Origin of the sequence: Allosphingosinicella sp. (assembly GCF_036387615.1) — a bacterium.
In the GTDB taxonomy this organism is placed as follows: domain Bacteria; phylum Pseudomonadota; class Alphaproteobacteria; order Sphingomonadales; family Sphingomonadaceae; genus Allosphingosinicella.
The window spans coordinates 23,704-40,824 of the sequence record NZ_DASVTH010000005.1; the positions used below are offsets into that span (position 1 = coordinate 23,704).

A 17,121-nucleotide genomic window follows, 5' to 3' on the forward strand; every position below is an offset into this window, starting at 1 on the left:
GATCATGCCGACTTTGCCGATGGTGCTCGTTTTAGCTGGGATGCTCGGCACGCTGTACGTGATGTACAGCGCGGTTGCCGGCCCCTCGCCCGCTCGCGCCGGCGCCCGCCGGCTCGAATCACTGCGCGAGCGGCACAGCAAGTCGAGCGAGGTCGCCGCTCAGGCGCAGATGAAGCGCATTCTGGCCAGCCGCGCCACCAAGATGGACGGCTTCGCCCAGCGCTTCATTCCCAACCCGGCTCTCCTCCGTCTGCGGATCGAGCGAACGGGAAGGAACTGGAGCCTGGCCCAGTATCTGACCGCCTCCCTGGTTCTGGGGATCACCGTTGCAATGCTCTTGATGGTACAGGGCATGCCGCTCCTGCTCGGGCTGTTCGTCGGCCTGTTCGCCGGAATCGGCCTTCCGCACCTGGTGATCGGCTTCCTGATCAAGCGGCGGGTGAAGAAGTTCAACGTCCGCTTTCCGGACGCGATCGAGCTGATGGTCCGCGGGCTGCGCTCGGGCCTGCCGATTTCCGAGACTATCGGGATCGTCGGAACGGAAATTCAGGGTCCCATCTCGGAGGAGTTCGGCGCCGTTTCCGACAAGATGAAGATCGGCCGGACGATGGAAGTCTCGCTTCAGGAGACCGCCGATCGGCTCGGCACGCCCGAATTCCAGTTCTTCGTGATCTCGCTGGCGATCCAGCGCGAGACCGGCGGCAACCTGGCCGAAACCCTCTCCAACCTGGCCGACGTGCTTCGCAAGCGCGCACAGATGAAGCTCAAGATCAAGGCCATGTCGTCCGAATCCAAGGCGTCCGCATACATCATCGGATCCCTGCCCTTCATCGTGTTCGGCCTCGTTTACTCGATCAACCCTGGATACATGGGCGACTTCTTTACCGATCAGCGCCTCATCATCGCCGGTATTGGCGGCATGGTCTGGATGAGCATCGGCGCCGCCATCATGGCCAAGATGATCAACTTCGAGATCTGAGCGGAGCGCACAGAATATGACCCCGGTAAGCGGACCCAAGATCCTCGGCATCGACGTCCTCATGGTGGCCACCGCCCTGGCCGGTATGGCGACGTTCGCCGTGCTGCTCGCCATTTACGCGGCCACCACGGTGCGCGACCCGATGGCCAAGCGCGTCAAGGCGCTCAACGAGCGGCGCGAGCAGCTCAAGGCCGGCATCGTCGTCTCGACGTCCAAGCGCCGCAAGCGCATCACCAACACCAGCGAAGCGGCCGATCGCTTCCGCAACATCCTGAGCTCGCTCAAGATGCTGCAGGACGAGCAGGTCGAAAAGGCGCAAATCAAGCTGATGCAGGCGGGCTTTCGGTCCAAGGACCTGGCCTTCGTCGTCATCTTCGCGCGCTTCATTCTGCCGCTGGTGATCGGTACGACGATGATCGTCGGCGTTTACCTGCTCGATTGGTTCTCCGATTATTCGTCGCTGAAGCGCTACGGCATTGTCGCGGGATCGCTGATCGGATCGTACAAGGCGCCGGACGTCTTCCTCAAGAACAAGGTCCAGAAGCGCACCAATGCGATCCGCAAGGGGCTGCCCGACGCGCTCGACCTGCTGGTGATCTGCGCCGAGGCCGGCCTTACCGTCGACGCCGCGTTCAGCCGCGTTTCGAAGGAACTCGGCAAGGCCTATCCGGAGCTCGGCGACGAATTCGCGCTGACCTCGATTGAGCTGGGCTTCCTCACGGACCGGCGCTCGGCGTTCGAGAACCTCGCCATGCGCATCGACCTGGAAGCGATCCGCGGCGTCGTCACGACCATGATCCAGACCGAGAAATACGGCACCCCGCTGGCCAGCGCGTTGCGCGTCCTTTCCGCCGAGTTCCGCAACGAGCGGATGATGCGGGCCGAGGAAAAGGCCGCGCGGCTGCCGGCGATCATGACGGTGCCGCTGATCCTGTTCATCCTGCCGGTGCTGTTCATCGTGATCCTCGGGCCCGCGGCCTGCTCGATCCAGGACAACCTGATGAGCTGACCCGACGAGACGGGCGGCGGAACCGGCCGCCCGTCTCGCTCATTCTCCCGGCGTAACATCCTTGGCAGGAGTGCGCCCCGTGACCCCGTTCGCGCCCGATCAGTATATCATCCTCGCCCTGGTCTTCGCCTTGGGCCTGGTGCTCGGCATGTACCTGCTCGCCGGCGGCAAGTGGAAGCGCCGCTACCGCGAGGAAGTGCGTCGTCGCGAGGCGCTGGAGGTCGAGCATCGCCGCCTCGAGAAGCAGCATGCCAGCGCATTACCGGTGGACCGCCCGGCCGGAACTTCCGTCCACCACGATCACCTCAGCGCGAGCGAAGCGCAGCCTGTGCAGCCGCGAGCCTCGCGATGGGGATTCGGTAGGGCGAAGCACTGACGTAATCGAGGCCGGTCGCCTCGCAAAAGGCGATCGAGGCGGGATCTCCGCCATGTTCGCCGCAGATGCCGAGCTTGATGTCCGGCCGCGTGCCCCTGCCCCGTTCCACGGCCAGGCGGATCAGTTCGCCGACCCCTTCCACGTCGAGGCTGACGAACGGATCGCGGGCGTAGATGCCCTTCTCCACATAGGCGGACAGGAAGTGGCCGGCATCGTCGCGGCTGACGCCAAGCGTTGTCTGGGTCAGGTCGTTGGTGCCGAAGCTGAAGAACTCCGCGTCCTGGGCGATGCTGCCCGCCATCAGGGCCGCGCGGGGCAATTCGATCATGGTGCCGACATGGTAGTCGACACGTGCCCCTGCCCTGTCGAACACAGCCTTCGCGGTGCGGTCGATCAGCTGCTTGATGATGGCGAGCTCGGCGCGGGTGCCGACCAGCGGGACCATCACTTCGGGGATCGGCGCGGCCCCGCTTTCCGCAGCCACCGCAACCGCCGCTTCGAAGATCGCCTGGGCCTGCATCTCGTAGATTTCGGGATAGGTGATCCCGAGCCGGCAACCGCGATGGCCGAGCATCGGATTGAATTCGTGCAGATCGGACGCGCGGCGCCGAAGGATGTCGACCGTGGACCCGGCGGCGCGCGCCACCTCGGCGAAATCCTCCTCGCTCTGCGGCAGAAATTCGTGGAGCGGCGGATCGAGCAGGCGGATGGTGACGGGCAGGCCCGCCATGATCCGGAAAATCTGCTCGAAATCGCCGCGCTGCTCGGGCAGCAGTTTGGCGAGCGCGGCGCGGCGGCCTTTCTCGCTGTCGGCCAGGATCATCTGGCGAACGGCGGTGATCCGCGCGGCATCGAAGAACATGTGCTCGGTACGGCACAGGCCGATGCCTTCCGCCCCGAACTCGCGCGCGGTGCGACAGTCGTTGGGGGTCTCGGCGTTGGTGCGGACGCGCAGGCGCCGGACCTTGTCGGCCCAGACCATCAAAGTCCCGAAGTCTCCGACCAGCTCGGGCTGGATCGTGGGCACCGAGCCGAGCATCACTTCGCCGGTGGAACCGTCGATGGTGATGACGTCGTCCTCCTTCACCTCGACGCCGCCGACCCGCAGGCATCGCGCCTTGAGGTCGATCTGCACCGCGCCTGCCCCCGAGACGCACGGCCGTCCCATGCCGCGCGCCACCACGGCGGCATGGCTCGTCATCCCGCCGCGCGCGGTCAGGATCCCGCGCGCCGCGTGCATCCCACCGATATCCTCGGGTGAAGTCTCGGTGCGGACCAGGATGACCTTCTCTCCGAGCGCGGCATACCGCTCCGCGGTCTCGGCATCGAACACGGCGACGCCGCACGCCGCTCCGGGCGAGGCCGGCAAACCCTTGGCGATCACCTGGCGCGGGGCGGACGGATCGAGGGTCGGGTGGAGCAACTGGTCCAGCCCCGACGGGTCGATCCGGAGCACGGCGTCCTCCTGGCTGATCAGGCCCTCGCCTGCCATGTCGACCGCGATCTTGAGCGCCGCCTTGGACGTGCGCTTGCCGGACCGGGTCTGGAGCATGAACAGGCGGCCGCGCTCGACCGTGAACTCGATGTCCTGCATGTCGCGATAGTGGGTTTCGAGCAGGTCGAAGACGCGGGCGAGTTCGGCGTAGACCTCGGGCATCGATTCTTCCATCGACGCCGCCTTCGCCCCTGCCCGCTCCCGTGCGGCGAGCGTCAGATATTGGGGCGTGCGGATACCGGCGACGACATCCTCACCCTGCGCGTTGATCAGATATTCGCCGTAATAGGCGCGTTCTCCGGTCGCGGGGTCGCGGGTGAAAGCGACCCCGGTGGCGCTGGTCTCGCCCATATTGCCGAATACCATCGCCTGGACGTTGACGGCCGTGCCCCAATCCCCAGGGATGTTGTTGAGACGGCGGTAGGTCTTGGCCCGGTCCGACTGCCAGGAGCCGAACACCGCGCCGACCGCGCCCCACAATTGCTCGTGCACGTCCTGCGGAAAGGGCTTGCCCCATAATTCCTCGACCAGCTCGTTGTAGCGGCGGACCAGGCCTTCGAGGTCCCGGGCGTCGAGGTCGGTGTCGAGATGGACGCCCCTGTCCTCCTTGGCGATCTCCAGCGCTTCCTCGAACGCGCCATGATCCAGGCCGAGCACGACGTCCGAATACATCTGGATGAAGCGCCGATAGCTGTCCCAGGCGAAGCGCGGATCGCCGCTGACAGCGGCCAGACCGCGCACGGTTTGATCGTTTAGGCCGAGGTTCAGCACCGTATCCATCATGCCGGGCATCGACACGCGCGCGCCGGAGCGGACGGAGACGAGCAAAGGATCGGCGGCGTCCCCGAAGCATTTGCCTGTGATCCCCTCGATATGCGCGATGCCTTCCGCGACTTCGGCGCGCAGGCTGTCCGGGAAGCTTTCGCCTTCCTGGTAGTAGCGGGCGCACATGGCGGTCGAGATGGTGAAGCCCGGCGGCACGGGCAGCCCGATCGACGACATCTCGGCGAGGTTCGCGCCCTTGCCGCCCAGCAGGGTCTTGTCGCCGTTCCCGCCATCGGAAACGCCGCCGCCGAAGCAGTAGACATAGCGGTTGGCGGCGAGAGGGTCGGGCGAAAAGTTCATAAGGTTCCTAAAGTTCAGCTTCCTCAGGGCCGGAAAAGATCAGCCTTCGATGCGCGAGAAATCGGCCACCGCATGGACCGCGTCGCGCATGCGGGCGAGGAGGTCGAGCCGGGCGCTGCGCTTGGCGGGATCGGGATCATTGACGGTCACCTTGTCGAAGAACGCGTCCACGGGCCCGCGGAGCGAGGCGAGCGCGGCCATCGCCCCCTCGAAATCCTCCGCCTCGACCGCGGCACGGGCCCGCGGCTCGGCCGAATCGAGCGCGGCGATGAGCTGAGCTTCCTCGGGTTCGGGCGTGTAGGACAGCGAAAAGCCCTCTCCCATGGGGGGAGAGGGTTGGGTGAGGGGGTTCTGAGTCGGAGGCATCTGCTCGGAGACGGGACGCTCGCTGAACGCTCGCTCGCCCTCACCCCGACCCTCTCCCCGCTGGGGAGAGGGGGAATAGCCCTCCTTCTTGAGGATGTTCGCCGCGCGCTTGTAGCCGGCGAGGAGATCGGCGCCTTCCCGCGTCTCAACGACGGCCTGGAGCGCGCGGACGCGGGCGAGTATCTCGACCGGGTCGTCTGGGGAGCGCCAATTCCGTCGCCGGAATCTCTCCACTCCGGGACCTCGCGCCCTAGGTTCTTTATCAGCAAGAAGCGCCGACATGAGATCAACTACCAGGTATTCTTTGGGAACCACTGCCCTAATCAGATCAGCTCGGACGCCTGATTTCCGTTCAGCCTCTTCAATCCTATCCGTAAAATAGAGGACACAACTGCCTACCACGTCTGCCAAGCTGGCTAACGTAAGATGCTGAGGCTGTGTTTCGGATAGAAAGTCTCGGCTGAACGCGGAGCAAGCTGTTCCATCCACGATCAGGCTGGTTTCGAAATCGTCATTCCAGTCGAGAACAGCTATGTCGCCGCCAGCTCGATAAAGCATCTCGGGAGGTAGCGCTGGGTAGGTTTCTGTCCACTTCGCGTCATCTGGGAAGTGGACGAGCATCTTAGCTTTACCCAAGCTTTCCACTAGTCGCCAGCGAGCTTCTCTGATCGCATCAGCAAGCGATATCCTGAGTTCGTTCTGCAAACAGACTCGAATGATGCCAAGGGCTGCGCGGCGAAGGGCGAACGGATCCCTACTGCCGCTCGGCTTTTGTCCAATAGCAAAGAAGCTAACGAGCGTATCCAACTTATCCGCCAGGCCAACCGCGAGCGTCACCGCTGCGGTCGGCACCTCGTCGCCCTGGCCGACCGGCTTGTAATGGTCGCGGATCGCGTCGGCGATCGCCGGGTTTTCGCCCTGGGCGCGGGCGAGGTGGCCGCCGATGATGCCCTGGAGCTCGGGAAACTCGCCGACCATCGAGGTGACGAGATCGGCCTTGGCTAACCGCGCGGCGCGTTCGGCGAGGGCGGCGAGATCGTGATCCTCCCCGGGACGGGGAGGGAGACCATCGGCCGAAGGCTGATGGTGGAGGGGGTTCTCCGTGCGCTCTGCGGGGCTCGGGCCCCCCTCCACCGGCTGCGCCGGTCCCCCTCCCCGTCCCGGGGAGGATCTTACGATCCCCTCCTCAACCAGCCAGCGGGCCAGCTTGGCGACGCGCTCGACCTTGTCGGCGACGGGGCCGAGCTTTTCGTGGAAGACGATCTGGCCGAGCTTCTCCGCCTGGCTCTCGAGCGGGACCTTGAGGTCCTGTTCCCAGAAGAACTTGGCGTCGGAAAGCCGCGCGGCGAGGACCTTCTGGTTGCCGCGCACGATCGCCTCGCCGCCGTCGGCGGCTTCGATGTTGGCGGTGCAGATGAAGTTGGGGGCGAGCGCCTCGCCCGCGCCGGTGACCGCGAAATATTTCTGGTTGGTGCGCATGGTGAGCTGGATCACCTCGGGCGGCACCTGGAGGAAGGCGGGGTCGAAGCTCCCCAGCAATGGCACCGGCCATTCGGTGAGGCCGGCATTCTCGTCGAGCAGGCCTTCATCCACGACGAGGGTCAGGCCGGCCGCGGATGCGGCGGCCGCGGCGCCTTCGGCGATGATGCGGCGGCGCTCGGCGGGATCGACGATGACGTGGCAGGCCTGGAGCTTCTCGACGTAATCGTTTGCGCTGCCGATGGTGATGATGCCGGGATGGTGGAAGCGGTGGCCGACCGTGGCCGCGCCGGAGGTCACGCCGGCGATCTCCACGGGCACGATGTCCTCGCCGAGCAGAGCGACGATGCCTTGCAGCGGGCGGACCCAGCGGAGCGAGGTGGTCTCGACGGAGGCGTCCCCCCAGCGCATCGACTTGGGCCAGGGAAAGCCGCGGATAATCGCCGGGATTGCCGCGGCGAGCACGTCGGCGGTGGCGCGGCCGGGTTTCTCGACGACCGCGAAATAGATGCCGTCGCGTTCCTCGAGCTGGTCGCGAGTGAGCCCCGTCTTGCGGAGGAAACCTTCGAGCGCCTGCGGCGGGGCGGAACTGCGCGGGCCCTTGGTTTCCTCGCGCACGGCTGGAGTCTGTTCGAGGAGGCCGCGCGCGATGAGGGCGAGCCGGCGCGGCGTGGCGTAGGTCTGGATTCCCTGGCTGTAGAGACCGGCCGCGCCGAGCTGCTCGGCGAACAGGCGAGCGAGGTCCGCCTCCGCCTTGGCCTGCATGCGCGCGGGGATTTCCTCCGAGCGCAGTTCGAGAAGGAAATCAGGCATCGCAAGATCCTCCCCGCTCGCGGGGAGGGGGACCATCCGCAGGATGGTGGAGGGGGCTCTCCATGCGCTCTGCGGGGCTGTGAACCCCCTCCACCGGCTTCGCCGGTCCCCCTCCCCCTCCCGGGGAGGATCGGGCGAAAGCGACTATGGACTCGGCGACTCCGTCGGGGTCTCGAAGGACGTCGGTGGCGAGGATGCGGAGAACGCGAAAGCCCTTCGCTTCCAAAGCTTGCGTCCGCACCTCATCCCGCGCGGGCCGGTCGCCCATATCATGGGAAATCCCGTCGATCTCGATGACCAGCTTGGCCGATGCGTAGTAGAAGTCGGCGCGGTAGCTGCCGATCGGATGTTGCTTGCGGAACGAGAGGCCCTGCGGCGCCCCCTTCAGACGTTGCCACAGCAGCACTTCCGGCAGGCTCATCTGGCGTCGCGCGTGACGGGCTTCGTAAATCTCGGGACGGCGGAGCGTGGGCGCCGAGCCCCCTCCACCACTCGCTTCGCGAGCGGTCCCCCTCCCCGTCCCGGGGAGGATCATGGCTGCCACCCGTGCTTGTCCATCCAGGCGTGGCAGGCGCCTTTGGCGAGGTCGCGGACGCGGCCTATGTAGGCCTGGCGTTCGGCGACTGAGATGACGCCGCGGGCTTGCAGGGTGTTGAAGATGTGGCTGGCCTTGATCGCCTGTTCGTATGCCGGGATCGGCAGGGCCGCGCTCAGCGCGTTCTCGCACTCGGCGGCGGCCTTGCGGAAGCCATCGAACAGGGTGTCGGTGTCGGCGATCTCGAAATGCCAGGCGGACATCTGGCGCTCGTTTTCGAGGAAAACGTCGCCATACGTTACGCCGCGATCGTTGAAGTCGAGATCGTACACGCTGTCCTTGTTCTGGACGTACATGGCGAGGCGCTCGAGCCCGTAGGTGAGCTCGCCCGCGACCGGCTTGCAGTCGAAGCCGCCCATCTGCTGGAAGTAGGTGAACTGCGTCACCTCCATGCCGTCGCACCAGACTTCCCAGCCGAGGCCCCAGGCGCCGAGCGTCGGCGATTCCCAATCGTCCTCGACGAAGCGGATGTCGTGGGTGGTGAAGTCGATGCCGATCGCGGCGAGGCTGCCGAGATAGAGCTGCTGAAGATCGGGCGGGCTCGGCTTCAGGATCACCTGGTACTGGTAATAATGGCCGAGCCGGTTGGGGTTCTCGCCATAGCGGCCGTCGGTCGGGCGGCGGCAGGGCTGGACGAAGGCGGCGTTCCACGGATCGGGGCCGAGCGCGCGCAGGGTAGTGGCGGTGTGGAAGGTCCCCGCCCCCATCTCCATGTCATAGGGCTGGAGGATGACGCAGCCCTGATCGCTCCAATAATCGTGGAGCGTGAGGATGAGTTTCTGGAAACTTAAGGGTGCGGAGCCCAAGTGGAGCCTTCGGGAGTGCTGGAGACGGCGCTCGCTTTGGCGGAAGCGCGGCCCAAGTCAAGGCGTCGCCCCGGCGCCGAGTGGAGAGTGAGAGGATGTGGCAGGGCTTGAAGCGGTGGCTGGCGCCGGGCCTGGGCGTGCTGGCGAGCGCCTGCACGACGGCGCCGCAGCCGACCCAGCCCGCCGCGGGTCCCCGGCCTGCCTTGTGGAAGGTCGCGGACGCGGACACGACCATCTACCTGTTCGGCACCATCCACATGCTGCCCGAGGGTCTTGAATGGCAGACGCCCGCATTCCGGCAGGCGATGTCGGCGTCGGAGGCGCTGGTCACCGAGGCGGTGCTCGGCGACGATCCGGCGGTCGCGGGCCAGGCGATGGCGAAGGTCGCCTTCTCGCCCGGACTGCCGCCGCTGGCGGAGCGTGTGCCGCCCGACAAGCGCACGGCGCTGGCGGCGATGATCAAGCAGACCGAACTGCCGGCGGCGACGCTGGACCGGTTGGAGACCTGGGCGGCGGCGCTGAGCCTCTTGTCCGTCTCGTTCCAGCAGCTCGGCCTCAAGGCCGAGCAGGGCGTCGAGCGCAAGCTGGAGGCGGGCTACCAGGCGGCGGGCAAGCCGGTGAGCGGGCTGGAGACGCTCGACATCCAGATGCGCTATTTCGACGGCCTTTCGGAAGAAGCACAGCGCGCCTTTCTGGTCGGCGTGATCGAGAGCGCAGCCGATGGGCGAGCCGAGTTCGACGCTATGGTGAAGGCCTGGGCGGCCGGCGACACGGACGCGATCGCCGAGACGTTCGATGCCGAGACGAGCTTTTCGCCGGAGCTTCGCCAGGTGCTGATGACGCGCCGCAACGCCGCCTGGGCGGAGTGGGTGAAGCGGCGGCTCGAGCAGACCGGCACGGTGCTGGTCGCGGTCGGCGCCGGGCATCTGGCAGGCAAGGATTCGGTGCAGAAAATGCTCGCCGGCAAGGGCGTGCGCGTGGCGCGGGTGCAGTAGTTCGTCTGCCTACCCTTACAATCTGTCAGCGTTGCTTGACATGGCCGCGAATCGGCGGCATCTAGTCAGGGTCGCTTGACATAGTGTCTTGCGACAGTGACAAAGCTGGCGGGGAAGATGACGGCCGGGGATGAATTGCGAAACCGATTGAAAGTGCTGCGGGCGGAACGCGACTGGAGCCAGGCGGAGCTTGGCGGCCGGCTCGGCGTGTCGCGCCAGGCGGTCAATGCGATCGAGACGGGGAAATACGATCCATCGCTCCCCCTCGCCTTCAAGCTCGCCCGCCTGTTCGACATGGCGATCGAGGAGATTTTCGATGATGGGGAGAATGAGCGTGGCTGAGCGCGGAGTTGGCGAGACCGCGGAGCGCGCGCGGTGGAAGCGGCTCGCGCTCATCTTCGGGATTTGCGGCGCGATCGGCTTCGTGCCGGGCTTCTTCATCGGCTATACGGACGTCGACTCCCTGTTCGACGAGAGCACCGATTGGCCCGCCTGGCTCTCGATCGGAATGACATTACTCCTGATCGGAACGGCAGTGATTGGTGGTCTTCTGGCGCAACGCTCGTACGACGAGCACCAGCGTCTGTTGATCTACAAGACGATCGCGTTCGCCGCTTCGCTTTATTTCTTCAGCTATCCGGCCTGGTTCTTCCTGTGGAAGGGCGGGTTCCTGCCCGAGCCGATGCACGGCGCGCTGTTCGGCATCTTCTACGCCGGGTTCATCCTCGGCTTCATCTACTATCGCTTCAAATCTTGAGAGGAACTGTTGTCATGAAGAAGCTGCTTTGCACCGCCGCCTGCCTTGCGCTGGGCCTCGCCACGTCGGCGCTCGCTGCGCCCACGCCCGCCCTGCCCGACGTCGATCCCGCTTTGTGGGTGGTCAAGGACAAGGACACGACCGTCTACCTGTTCGGCACCGTTCACGGGCTCGACGGGAAAAGCGACTGGTTCAACGACGAGGTCAAAGCCGCGTTCGACAAGAGCGGCGAAGTGTATCTGGAGGCGATCCTGCCGGACAATCCGGCCGAGTTGCAGCCGATCATGATGAAGCACGGCATGGATCCGGCCGGCAAATCGCTCGGCTCCAAGCTGACGCCCGACGTCAAGGCGAAGCTCGAGAAGGTCGGCCCCGAGCTGGGTTTGCCCGCGTCGGCCGTGCTCGGCTCGCCGATGGAGCCGTGGATGCTGAACCTGACGATCGGCGCGCTGGCGGCGATGAAGGCGGGCCTGAACCCGGAGTTCGGCGCCGACAAGCAGATCCTGAAGAGCGCGCGCGCCGCCGGCAAGAAGGTCGGCGAACTGGAGGGTGCCGAGTTTCAGTTCAGCCTGTTCGACAAAGTGCCCGAAGCGCTGCAGGTCAAGCAGCTCGGCCAGACGCTGGACCAGATGGCGCAGTTCAAGCCACTGCTGACTGCGATGGTGGGCCACTGGAACAAGGGCGACGCGGAGGGCCTCGGCAAGCTGCTCAACCAGAGCGCCGAGCAGATGCCCGAATTCTACAAGATGGTGCTGACCGATCGAAACGCCACCTGGGCCGAGTGGATCGACAAGCGCATGGACCAGCCCGGAACAGTCTTCGTCGCGGTCGGCGCGGGACACCTTGCGGGCCGCGACTCAGTGCAGTCGATGCTCAAGACCAAGGGGCTGAGGGCGAAGCGGGTGCGCTGAGCGCCCTGAGAGTGTGAAACATTCGGGGTCCGTCCGATCCCGAGTGTTTCATGCTCCCGCAAAGGCTTAGCACGCATCCCGTGTTTGACTGATCCCCCGCGGCGGCCCTACGCTGCGGAGGCGCTGGTGGAACAGGGATGGCCCATGCGATTCTTTCTATATTGTGTGTTGCTTCTGCTGCTGCCGGCCGGCGCCCAGGCGGCGTGGCACGAGGCGAGCACATCGCACTTCCTCATCTATTCTGAAGAAGACCCCGCGACCCTTCGCGCCTTTGCCGAGAAGCTGGAGCGCTACGACTCCGCGATGCGCGTCATGCACCGCGTTCCGGACACCCCGCTCGGCCGCGCCAATCGCGTGACGATCTTCGTGGTGCCGGGCATCGCGGCCGTGCAGAAGCTTCTGCCCGGATCGAGCAACACGGTGGCTGGATTCTATGTCGCCCATGCCCAGGGCCCGATCGCGGTCACGCCCCGCCGCACGGGCGAAGGAGGCCGCACCGACCTGCAGGCCGAAACGGTCCTGCTTCACGAATATGCCCATCATTTCATGCTGCAGAATTTCGCCGAAGCCTTTCCGGCCTGGCTGACCGAAGGCTTCGCGGAGTTCAACGCCACCGCTCGGTTCGAGAAAGATGGCGCGGTCGGCTTTGGAGCTCCTCCGCTTTACCGCGCCGAGACCATGTTCAGCTGGGATGCGCTGCCGGTCGAGGACCTGCTCACGCGCGATCCGCGAACGCTTTCCGACGTCCAGACGGACTCGCTGTACGGCCGAGGGTGGCTGCTCACCCACTATCTGAAGATGCAGAAGAGCCGCGCCGGTCAGCTCGGCGCCTATGTGGCCGCGCTCAATGGCGGCAAGACCAGCGTGGAGGCCGGGCGAGGCGCATTCGGCGACCTGAAGCAGCTCAACAGGGAGCTGACCGCCTACATCCGCCAGCGCCGACTGCCCTATACCCGAGTGGAGCCGGTCGCGATCAAAGTCGGACCGATCGCCGTGCGCCCGCTGAATTCCGCCGAGGCGGCCATCATGAACGTCAAGATGGTGTCCAAGGTCGGGGTGACGCCGGCCCGCGCCAAAGCGCTCGTGCCGGACGCGCGCCTCGCCGCGCAGCCCTATCCCAATGACCCGTTCGTCCAGGCCGCCCTGGCCGAGGCCGAGTTCGACGCCGGAAATCTGAACGAGGCGGAGACCGCCGCCGACCGCGCGCTCGCGGTCAGTCCGAAGCACGTCGACGCGTTGATCTACAAAGGCCGCACCCGCATGGCGCGGGCGATCGCGGCGAAGAAAACCGACGCCGCGACCTGGAGCGACGTGCGGCGCTGGCTGGTCGCGGCGAACCGGGCCGATCCCGACGATCCCGAACCCTTGATGCTCTTCTACGAAAGCTTTGCGGAACAGGGCGCTGCTCCGACCAAGGGCGCCGTAGCCGGGCTGGTGCGCGCCCACGATCTCGCACCCCAGGACGACGGCCTCCGCCTCACGGTCGGGCGGGTCTATCTCACTCAGCGCAAGGCCGACCAGGCGCGCGCGGCGCTGGCGCCGATCGCCTACGCTCCGCACGGCGGAAAGCAGAGTCAGCTTGCCGCGGCGGTGATCGCCAAGATCGGCGAGGGCGGCGCCGAAGTCGCGCTGAAGGAGTGGGAGCGCCTGGCCGAGGAAGCCAAGAAGCAGGCCACCGGCGCCCGGTCCGATCGGGCTGGCCGGTAGGAGGATGGCGATGCGCATGTTTCTGCTGCTGTTGATGTTGCTGCTACCGACCGGAGCGCAGGCCGCCTGGCGGCACGCGAGCACGCCGCATTTCGTCATCTATTCGGAAGAGAGCGCGGAGAGCCTTCGCGCATTCGCGGCCCGGCTCGAGAAGTTCGATGCGGCGATGCGCATGATGCGCGGAATGGCCGATGCGCCGATCGGGCCGTCCAACCGCCTCACCATCTACGTCGTGCCGAGCGTGGGCACCGTCCAGCGCATGGCCGGCAAGGGCGGCAGCAACCTGGCGGGCTTCTACATCCCGCGCGCGAGCGGCACGATTGCGATCGTGCCGCGCTCCACCGGCGGCAACGGCCAGTTCGACATGGACGCGCAAACCGTCCTGCTCCACGAAATCACGCATCATTTCATGCTGTCGGAGCATGCGACCGCGGCTTATCCCGCCTGGTACATCGAGGGCTTTGCCGAATTCAACGCGACCACCGAGTTCAAGAAGGATGGCTCGCTCGGCTTCGGCCTACCCGCCTTGCATCGCGCATACGGGCTGGCCCTGTTCCCCATCTCCGCCGAGAAGCTGTTGACCGGCGACACGAGCGACCGGGAACCGCGGCTGATGGAGGCCTTCTACAGCCGCGCCTGGCTGCTCACCCATTTTCTGACCTTCGACAAGGCGCGGAAAGGCCAGCTCGCCGCCTACCTCAAGGCAATCAACGCCGGCGCGGACAGCCTCACCGCCGCGCGCCGCGTGTTCGGTGACCTCAATACCCTCGATGCCGAGCTGAACAAGTACAAGGCGCGGTCGCGGCTCCCCTACATCCAGTTCGCGCCCGAGGAGATCAAGATCGGCGCGATCACCGTCCGTGATCTCAGCCGGGCCGAGGACGCGCTGATGGAGTTGCGCATCCGATCGGATCGGGGCGTGAACCGCGAACAGGCAGCGGAACTCGTCACCCGCATCCGCAAGGCAGCGGCGCCTTTCCCGAACGACGCGTCGGCGCAGGCGACCTTGGCGGAAGCCGAGTATGACGCTGGCAACTACGTGGCGGCCGAAGTAGCCGCCGACCGCGCGCTCGCGGCAGACCCGCAGCATATCGATGCCCTGCTCTATAAGGGCCGCGCGCTGGCCGGAAAGCTGATGGCGGCCAAGAGCGACAACCCGGCGGCCTGGAAAGAGGTTCGAAGCTGGTTCCTCAAAGCCAACAAGCTCGACCCGGAGCATGCGGAGCCGCTTTTCCTCTTCTACAATTCGTTCGGGCAGCAGGGCTCCAAGCCCACGGCGAATGCGGTCACGGGCCTGCTGAAAGCGCATGATCTCGCGCCGCAGGACCGGGGCCTGCGCATGCAGGTTGCGCGAGAACATCTGATCGCAGGCAGGGCGGAGGAAGCACGCTTCACCCTTGCGCCGATCGCGTTCGATCCGCACGCCGGGGAGCTGGGCAAGTTGGCGGCGGCTCTTCTGAAAACACTAGAGCGTGGCGGTGGCAAAGCCGCGATGAAGGTCCTGGAGGCTGACGCGGACGCCAAAGGGGGCGCCGGCGAATAGGGTCATGCGTCCGGCGCGTTGCGGGTGCCGTTGGCGCTATTCTCGTAATTCGGCTCGTCCGACGCGTAGGAGCAGCCCCGGGCAAGACCGACCACGCCGACGACGATCACCGCCGCGACCGCCAGGCCCGGTATCAGTTTCGATTTGCCCCGGTCTTCCTGGTCCATCCGGCTCTCCATTGATTGTGTGGAGCCGGATATGCACCGCGCCGCCTTATTGTTCCGGCGACCAGCCTTCGCGATCGAGCAACGCCGCCTTGCGCTCCAGGCCGTAGGCGAAGCCGCCGGGCGTGCCGTCGCCGCGCCGGGCGCGGTGGCAGGGGATGAGGACGGCGATCTGGTTGGAGCCGCAGGCGGTTCCCGCCGCCCGCGCGGCGCCGGGCTTGCCGGCGCGTGCGGCGAGCGCGGCGTAGCTCAGCGACTGGCCCGGCGGAATGCGGGAAAGCTCGCGCCACACCGCCTGCTGGAACGCGGTGCCGCGCACGTCGAGGGGCAGGTCGTGCGGGCGTTCCGGCGCATTCACGGCAGCGGCCGTGCGCGCCACCAGGTCGGCCATGGCCGCTCCGCCCGGCTCGATCGTCGCGTGCGGAAAGCGCGCACGAAGCTCCGCCTCGCCCTCGTCGAACGAGAGGCGGCAAATGCCGCGCTCGGTCGCCGCGAGCAGCATCGTGCCTAGCGAAGTCTCCGCGGTGGCCCAGCGGATCGTCTCGCCGCGGCCGCCGTCGCGCCACGCCGTCGGCGTCATGCCGAGCCGCGCCTTGGCGTCGGCATAGAAGCGGCCTGGGCCCGAATAGCCGGCCTCGTAGATTGCGTCAGTCACCCTGCCCTCCTCGTCCAGGCTTCGCGCCATGCTCTTTGCGCGCCTGGCCCGCGCATATTCCGCCGGAGTGACGCCGGTCGCGCGCTTGAACAGGCGATGGAAGTGATGCGGCGAATAACCCGCAGCCTCGGCCAATTCGGCGAGCGAGGGCGGCTCCTCGGCCGCCTCCAGCATCCGGTATACAAGTTGCAGCGCGCTCGCCTCCCGGCTGACCTCGTCCGGCTTGCACCTCAGGCACGCCCGCAGCCCCGTCGCAGCCGCTTGCGCGCCCGACGGGAAGAAGCGCACATTCTCTCGGCGTGGATGCCGCGCCGCGCAGGACGGCCGGCAATAAATGCCGGTGGTCAGCACCCCCACCACGAACAGCCCATCCGCCGCCCGGTCCCGAGCGCTCGCCCGAGCCCAGGCCCAGTCCTCGTCGATCTGATCCGTCACTCCGGACTTGATCCGGGGTCCACCTTCTTCTGGCATCGAAAGGAAGGCGGATGCCGGATCAAGTCCGGCATGACGAAGTGCTTCGCTCCCCATCAGTCCCTCTCCACCCGCGCAAGGAAGCAGCCATGGGCCGCATTGTGGGCATGGATGCTCGCGATCTCCGGCTGCTCCAACAGCTCCCAGATGCGCGCATCCGCCTCGCCCGGCATGGCGAGCAGCGCGCCCTTCAGCATCCCTTCCGCGTTGAACCCGCGCAGCCCCAGCATTCGCCTGTCGAGCATGGCCGGCACCTCGTCCCTATAGCATGGCGGCTCTCCCGCCGCCTCGCGCACATAAATAGCATAAGCGGTGCGGAACGGGGTCGGCACGTCATGGCTCACATAGTTGACCAGGAGCAGACTCTCGCCTGCATCCGCTTCCTTCAGGCTGATCCTGCAAGGTGCACCTCCTTCCGCCCGCACCCGCCGCGCATTGCGCTCCGCAAGCTCATCATCTCTAAGCCCGAACAGCGGCTCGAACTCCTCCCGTGCCAATCCGACGATCCTGTAAGCCATCGCGATTCCTCCGACCCCTTCATCGCGCGGCCGGCAAGGCGCCGCGTCTCGATCCTTGCTCTCAAAGCAACGTTCGCTGCCCAGTTATTGCGGACGCTCACGTCAGCCGACATGATGAGCCGGGGCCTAGATATCTGCAAAGGATCGAGACAGCAGCATGACACTCTCAAGCCGCAAGGGGTGGGCTTGGTTCAGCGCGTTGGCGTTCCCGCTTTTGGCTACGCTCGTGTTGGTGGTCCTGCCTTACAACCTTGGGGGTGCGCTTGGCGTCAGCGGGTTGTCCCTTGTGGATTGTCGCTGGGTTAGGCTCGCTGGGCTTCTGGCTGCTGCCGTATAGGCCTGTGCTGAAGATCGTGA

16 protein-coding genes are annotated in these 17,121 nt (G+C 66.2%); 9 read left to right on the forward strand and 7 right to left on the reverse strand.

Annotated elements, in window-relative coordinates; translation table 11 throughout:
• Positions 1-4 precede the first annotated feature (4 nt).
• The 3 genes from VF631_RS00655 to VF631_RS00665 all read left to right on the forward strand — a co-directional run bounded on the left by VF631_RS00655 (position 5) and on the right by VF631_RS00665 (position 2,364).
• Positions 5-979 (forward strand): type II secretion system F family protein, encoded by a 975-nt coding sequence (locus VF631_RS00655; RefSeq protein ID WP_431848330.1) that lies wholly within the window; start codon positions 5-7, stop codon positions 977-979.
• Positions 980-995: 16 nt separating this feature from the next.
• Complete coding sequence (locus tag VF631_RS00660; RefSeq protein ID WP_431848331.1) at positions 996-1,988, forward strand: type II secretion system F family protein; 993 nt, start codon at positions 996-998, stop codon at positions 1,986-1,988.
• Between the two features lie 79 nt (positions 1,989-2,067).
• Positions 2,068-2,364, forward strand: coding sequence for a hypothetical protein (locus tag VF631_RS00665; RefSeq protein ID WP_431848332.1), 297 nt, complete (start codon positions 2,068-2,070; stop codon positions 2,362-2,364).
• Here VF631_RS00665 and ppdK read toward each other — a convergent pair.
• Genes ppdK through VF631_RS00685 form a run of 4 tightly spaced genes read right to left on the reverse strand, consistent with a single transcriptional unit; the run spans position 2,294 to position 9,043 of the window.
• A complete protein-coding gene (gene ppdK / locus VF631_RS00670) occupies positions 2,294-4,984 on the reverse strand; it encodes a pyruvate, phosphate dikinase (protein WP_431848333.1) in 2,691 nt (896 codons plus the stop codon). The genes VF631_RS00665 and ppdK overlap by 71 nt on opposite strands.
• A 39-nt stretch (positions 4,985-5,023) precedes the next feature.
• Positions 5,024-7,642, reverse strand: a complete 2,619-nt coding sequence (gene glyS / locus VF631_RS00675) for a glycine--tRNA ligase subunit beta (protein ID WP_431848334.1) — start codon at positions 7,640-7,642, stop codon at positions 5,024-5,026.
• Positions 7,635-8,177 carry an endonuclease domain-containing protein gene (locus VF631_RS00680; protein ID WP_431848335.1) on the reverse strand — a complete coding sequence of 181 codons (543 nt, stop codon included), beginning with the start codon at positions 8,175-8,177 and terminating at the stop codon, positions 7,635-7,637. The genes glyS and VF631_RS00680 overlap by 8 nt, the downstream gene beginning before the upstream one ends.
• Positions 8,174-9,043, reverse strand: coding sequence for a glycine--tRNA ligase subunit alpha (locus VF631_RS00685; protein WP_431848336.1), 870 nt, complete (start codon positions 9,041-9,043; stop codon positions 8,174-8,176). The genes VF631_RS00680 and VF631_RS00685 overlap by 4 nt, the downstream gene beginning before the upstream one ends.
• Before the next feature lie 95 nt (positions 9,044-9,138).
• Between VF631_RS00685 and VF631_RS00690 the strand changes: the two genes are divergently transcribed.
• The 6 genes from VF631_RS00690 to VF631_RS00715 all read left to right on the forward strand — a co-directional run bounded on the left by VF631_RS00690 (position 9,139) and on the right by VF631_RS00715 (position 14,956).
• A complete protein-coding gene (locus VF631_RS00690) occupies positions 9,139-10,038 on the forward strand; it encodes a TraB/GumN family protein (RefSeq protein ID WP_431848337.1) in 900 nt (299 codons plus the stop codon).
• A 135-nt stretch (positions 10,039-10,173) separates the two neighbouring features.
• Positions 10,174-10,380, forward strand: coding sequence for a helix-turn-helix transcriptional regulator (locus VF631_RS00695; protein WP_431848379.1), 207 nt, complete (start codon positions 10,174-10,176; stop codon positions 10,378-10,380).
• A complete protein-coding gene (locus VF631_RS00700) occupies positions 10,373-10,795 on the forward strand; it encodes a hypothetical protein (RefSeq protein ID WP_431848338.1) in 423 nt (140 codons plus the stop codon). Before VF631_RS00695 ends, VF631_RS00700 begins: the two co-directional genes overlap by 8 nt.
• A gap of 14 nt (positions 10,796-10,809) precedes the next feature.
• Positions 10,810-11,706 carry a TraB/GumN family protein gene (locus VF631_RS00705; protein ID WP_431848339.1) on the forward strand — a complete coding sequence of 299 codons (897 nt, stop codon included), beginning with the start codon at positions 10,810-10,812 and terminating at the stop codon, positions 11,704-11,706.
• Positions 11,707-11,850: 144 nt separating this feature from the next.
• Positions 11,851-13,413, forward strand: a complete 1,563-nt coding sequence (locus VF631_RS00710) for a hypothetical protein (protein ID WP_431848340.1) — start codon at positions 11,851-11,853, stop codon at positions 13,411-13,413.
• A gap of 10 nt (positions 13,414-13,423) precedes the next feature.
• The gene (locus tag VF631_RS00715; protein ID WP_431848341.1) at positions 13,424-14,956 is read left to right on the forward strand and encodes a tetratricopeptide repeat protein; all 1,533 of its coding nucleotides are present in this window, start codon (positions 13,424-13,426) and stop codon (positions 14,954-14,956) included.
• A gap of 2 nt (positions 14,957-14,958) precedes the next feature.
• On the opposite strand, the gene VF631_RS00720 is transcribed toward VF631_RS00715, so the two are convergent.
• Genes VF631_RS00720 through VF631_RS00730 form a run of 3 tightly spaced genes read right to left on the reverse strand, consistent with a single transcriptional unit; the run spans position 14,959 to position 16,764 of the window.
• A complete protein-coding gene (locus tag VF631_RS00720; RefSeq protein ID WP_431848342.1) occupies positions 14,959-15,123 on the reverse strand; it encodes a hypothetical protein in 165 nt (54 codons plus the stop codon).
• A gap of 46 nt (positions 15,124-15,169) precedes the next feature.
• Positions 15,170-16,246: a bifunctional DNA-binding transcriptional regulator/O6-methylguanine-DNA methyltransferase Ada gene (ada, locus tag VF631_RS00725; RefSeq protein ID WP_431848343.1), complete on the reverse strand. Its 1,077-nt coding sequence runs from the start codon at positions 16,244-16,246 to the stop codon at positions 15,170-15,172.
• Positions 16,247-16,302: 56 nt separating this feature from the next.
• A complete protein-coding gene (locus VF631_RS00730) occupies positions 16,303-16,764 on the reverse strand; it encodes a DUF1203 domain-containing protein (RefSeq protein ID WP_431848344.1) in 462 nt (153 codons plus the stop codon).
• Positions 16,765-17,121: the final 357 nt, after the last annotated feature.

What these genes read in the sequence shown, in the direction of transcription:
- VF631_RS00660 (WP_431848331.1), top strand. Translation starts at nt 996, where the DNA reads ATGACCCCGGTAAGCGGACCCAAGATCCTCGGCATCGACGTCCTCATG.
- VF631_RS00730 (WP_431848344.1), bottom strand. Translation starts at nt 16,764, where the DNA reads ATGGCTTACAGGATCGTCGGATTGGCACGGGAGGAGTTCGAGCCGCTG.
- VF631_RS00715 (WP_431848341.1), top strand. Translation starts at nt 13,424, where the DNA reads ATGCGCATGTTTCTGCTGCTGTTGATGTTGCTGCTACCGACCGGAGCG.
- glyS (WP_431848334.1), bottom strand. Translation starts at nt 7,642, where the DNA reads ATGCCTGATTTCCTTCTCGAACTGCGCTCGGAGGAAATCCCCGCGCGC.
- VF631_RS00705 (WP_431848339.1), top strand. Translation starts at nt 10,810, where the DNA reads ATGAAGAAGCTGCTTTGCACCGCCGCCTGCCTTGCGCTGGGCCTCGCC.
- VF631_RS00680 (WP_431848335.1), bottom strand. Translation starts at nt 8,177, where the DNA reads ATGATCCTCCCCGGGACGGGGAGGGGGACCGCTCGCGAAGCGAGTGGT.
- VF631_RS00690 (WP_431848337.1), top strand. Translation starts at nt 9,139, where the DNA reads ATGTGGCAGGGCTTGAAGCGGTGGCTGGCGCCGGGCCTGGGCGTGCTG.
- ppdK (WP_431848333.1), bottom strand. Translation starts at nt 4,984, where the DNA reads ATGAACTTTTCGCCCGACCCTCTCGCCGCCAACCGCTATGTCTACTGC.
- ada (WP_431848343.1), bottom strand. Translation starts at nt 16,246, where the DNA reads ATGCCAGAAGAAGGTGGACCCCGGATCAAGTCCGGAGTGACGGATCAG.
- VF631_RS00720 (WP_431848342.1), bottom strand. Translation starts at nt 15,123, where the DNA reads ATGGACCAGGAAGACCGGGGCAAATCGAAACTGATACCGGGCCTGGCG.
- VF631_RS00710 (WP_431848340.1), top strand. Translation starts at nt 11,851, where the DNA reads ATGCGATTCTTTCTATATTGTGTGTTGCTTCTGCTGCTGCCGGCCGGC.
- VF631_RS00655 (WP_431848330.1), top strand. Translation starts at nt 5, where the DNA reads ATGCCGACTTTGCCGATGGTGCTCGTTTTAGCTGGGATGCTCGGCACG.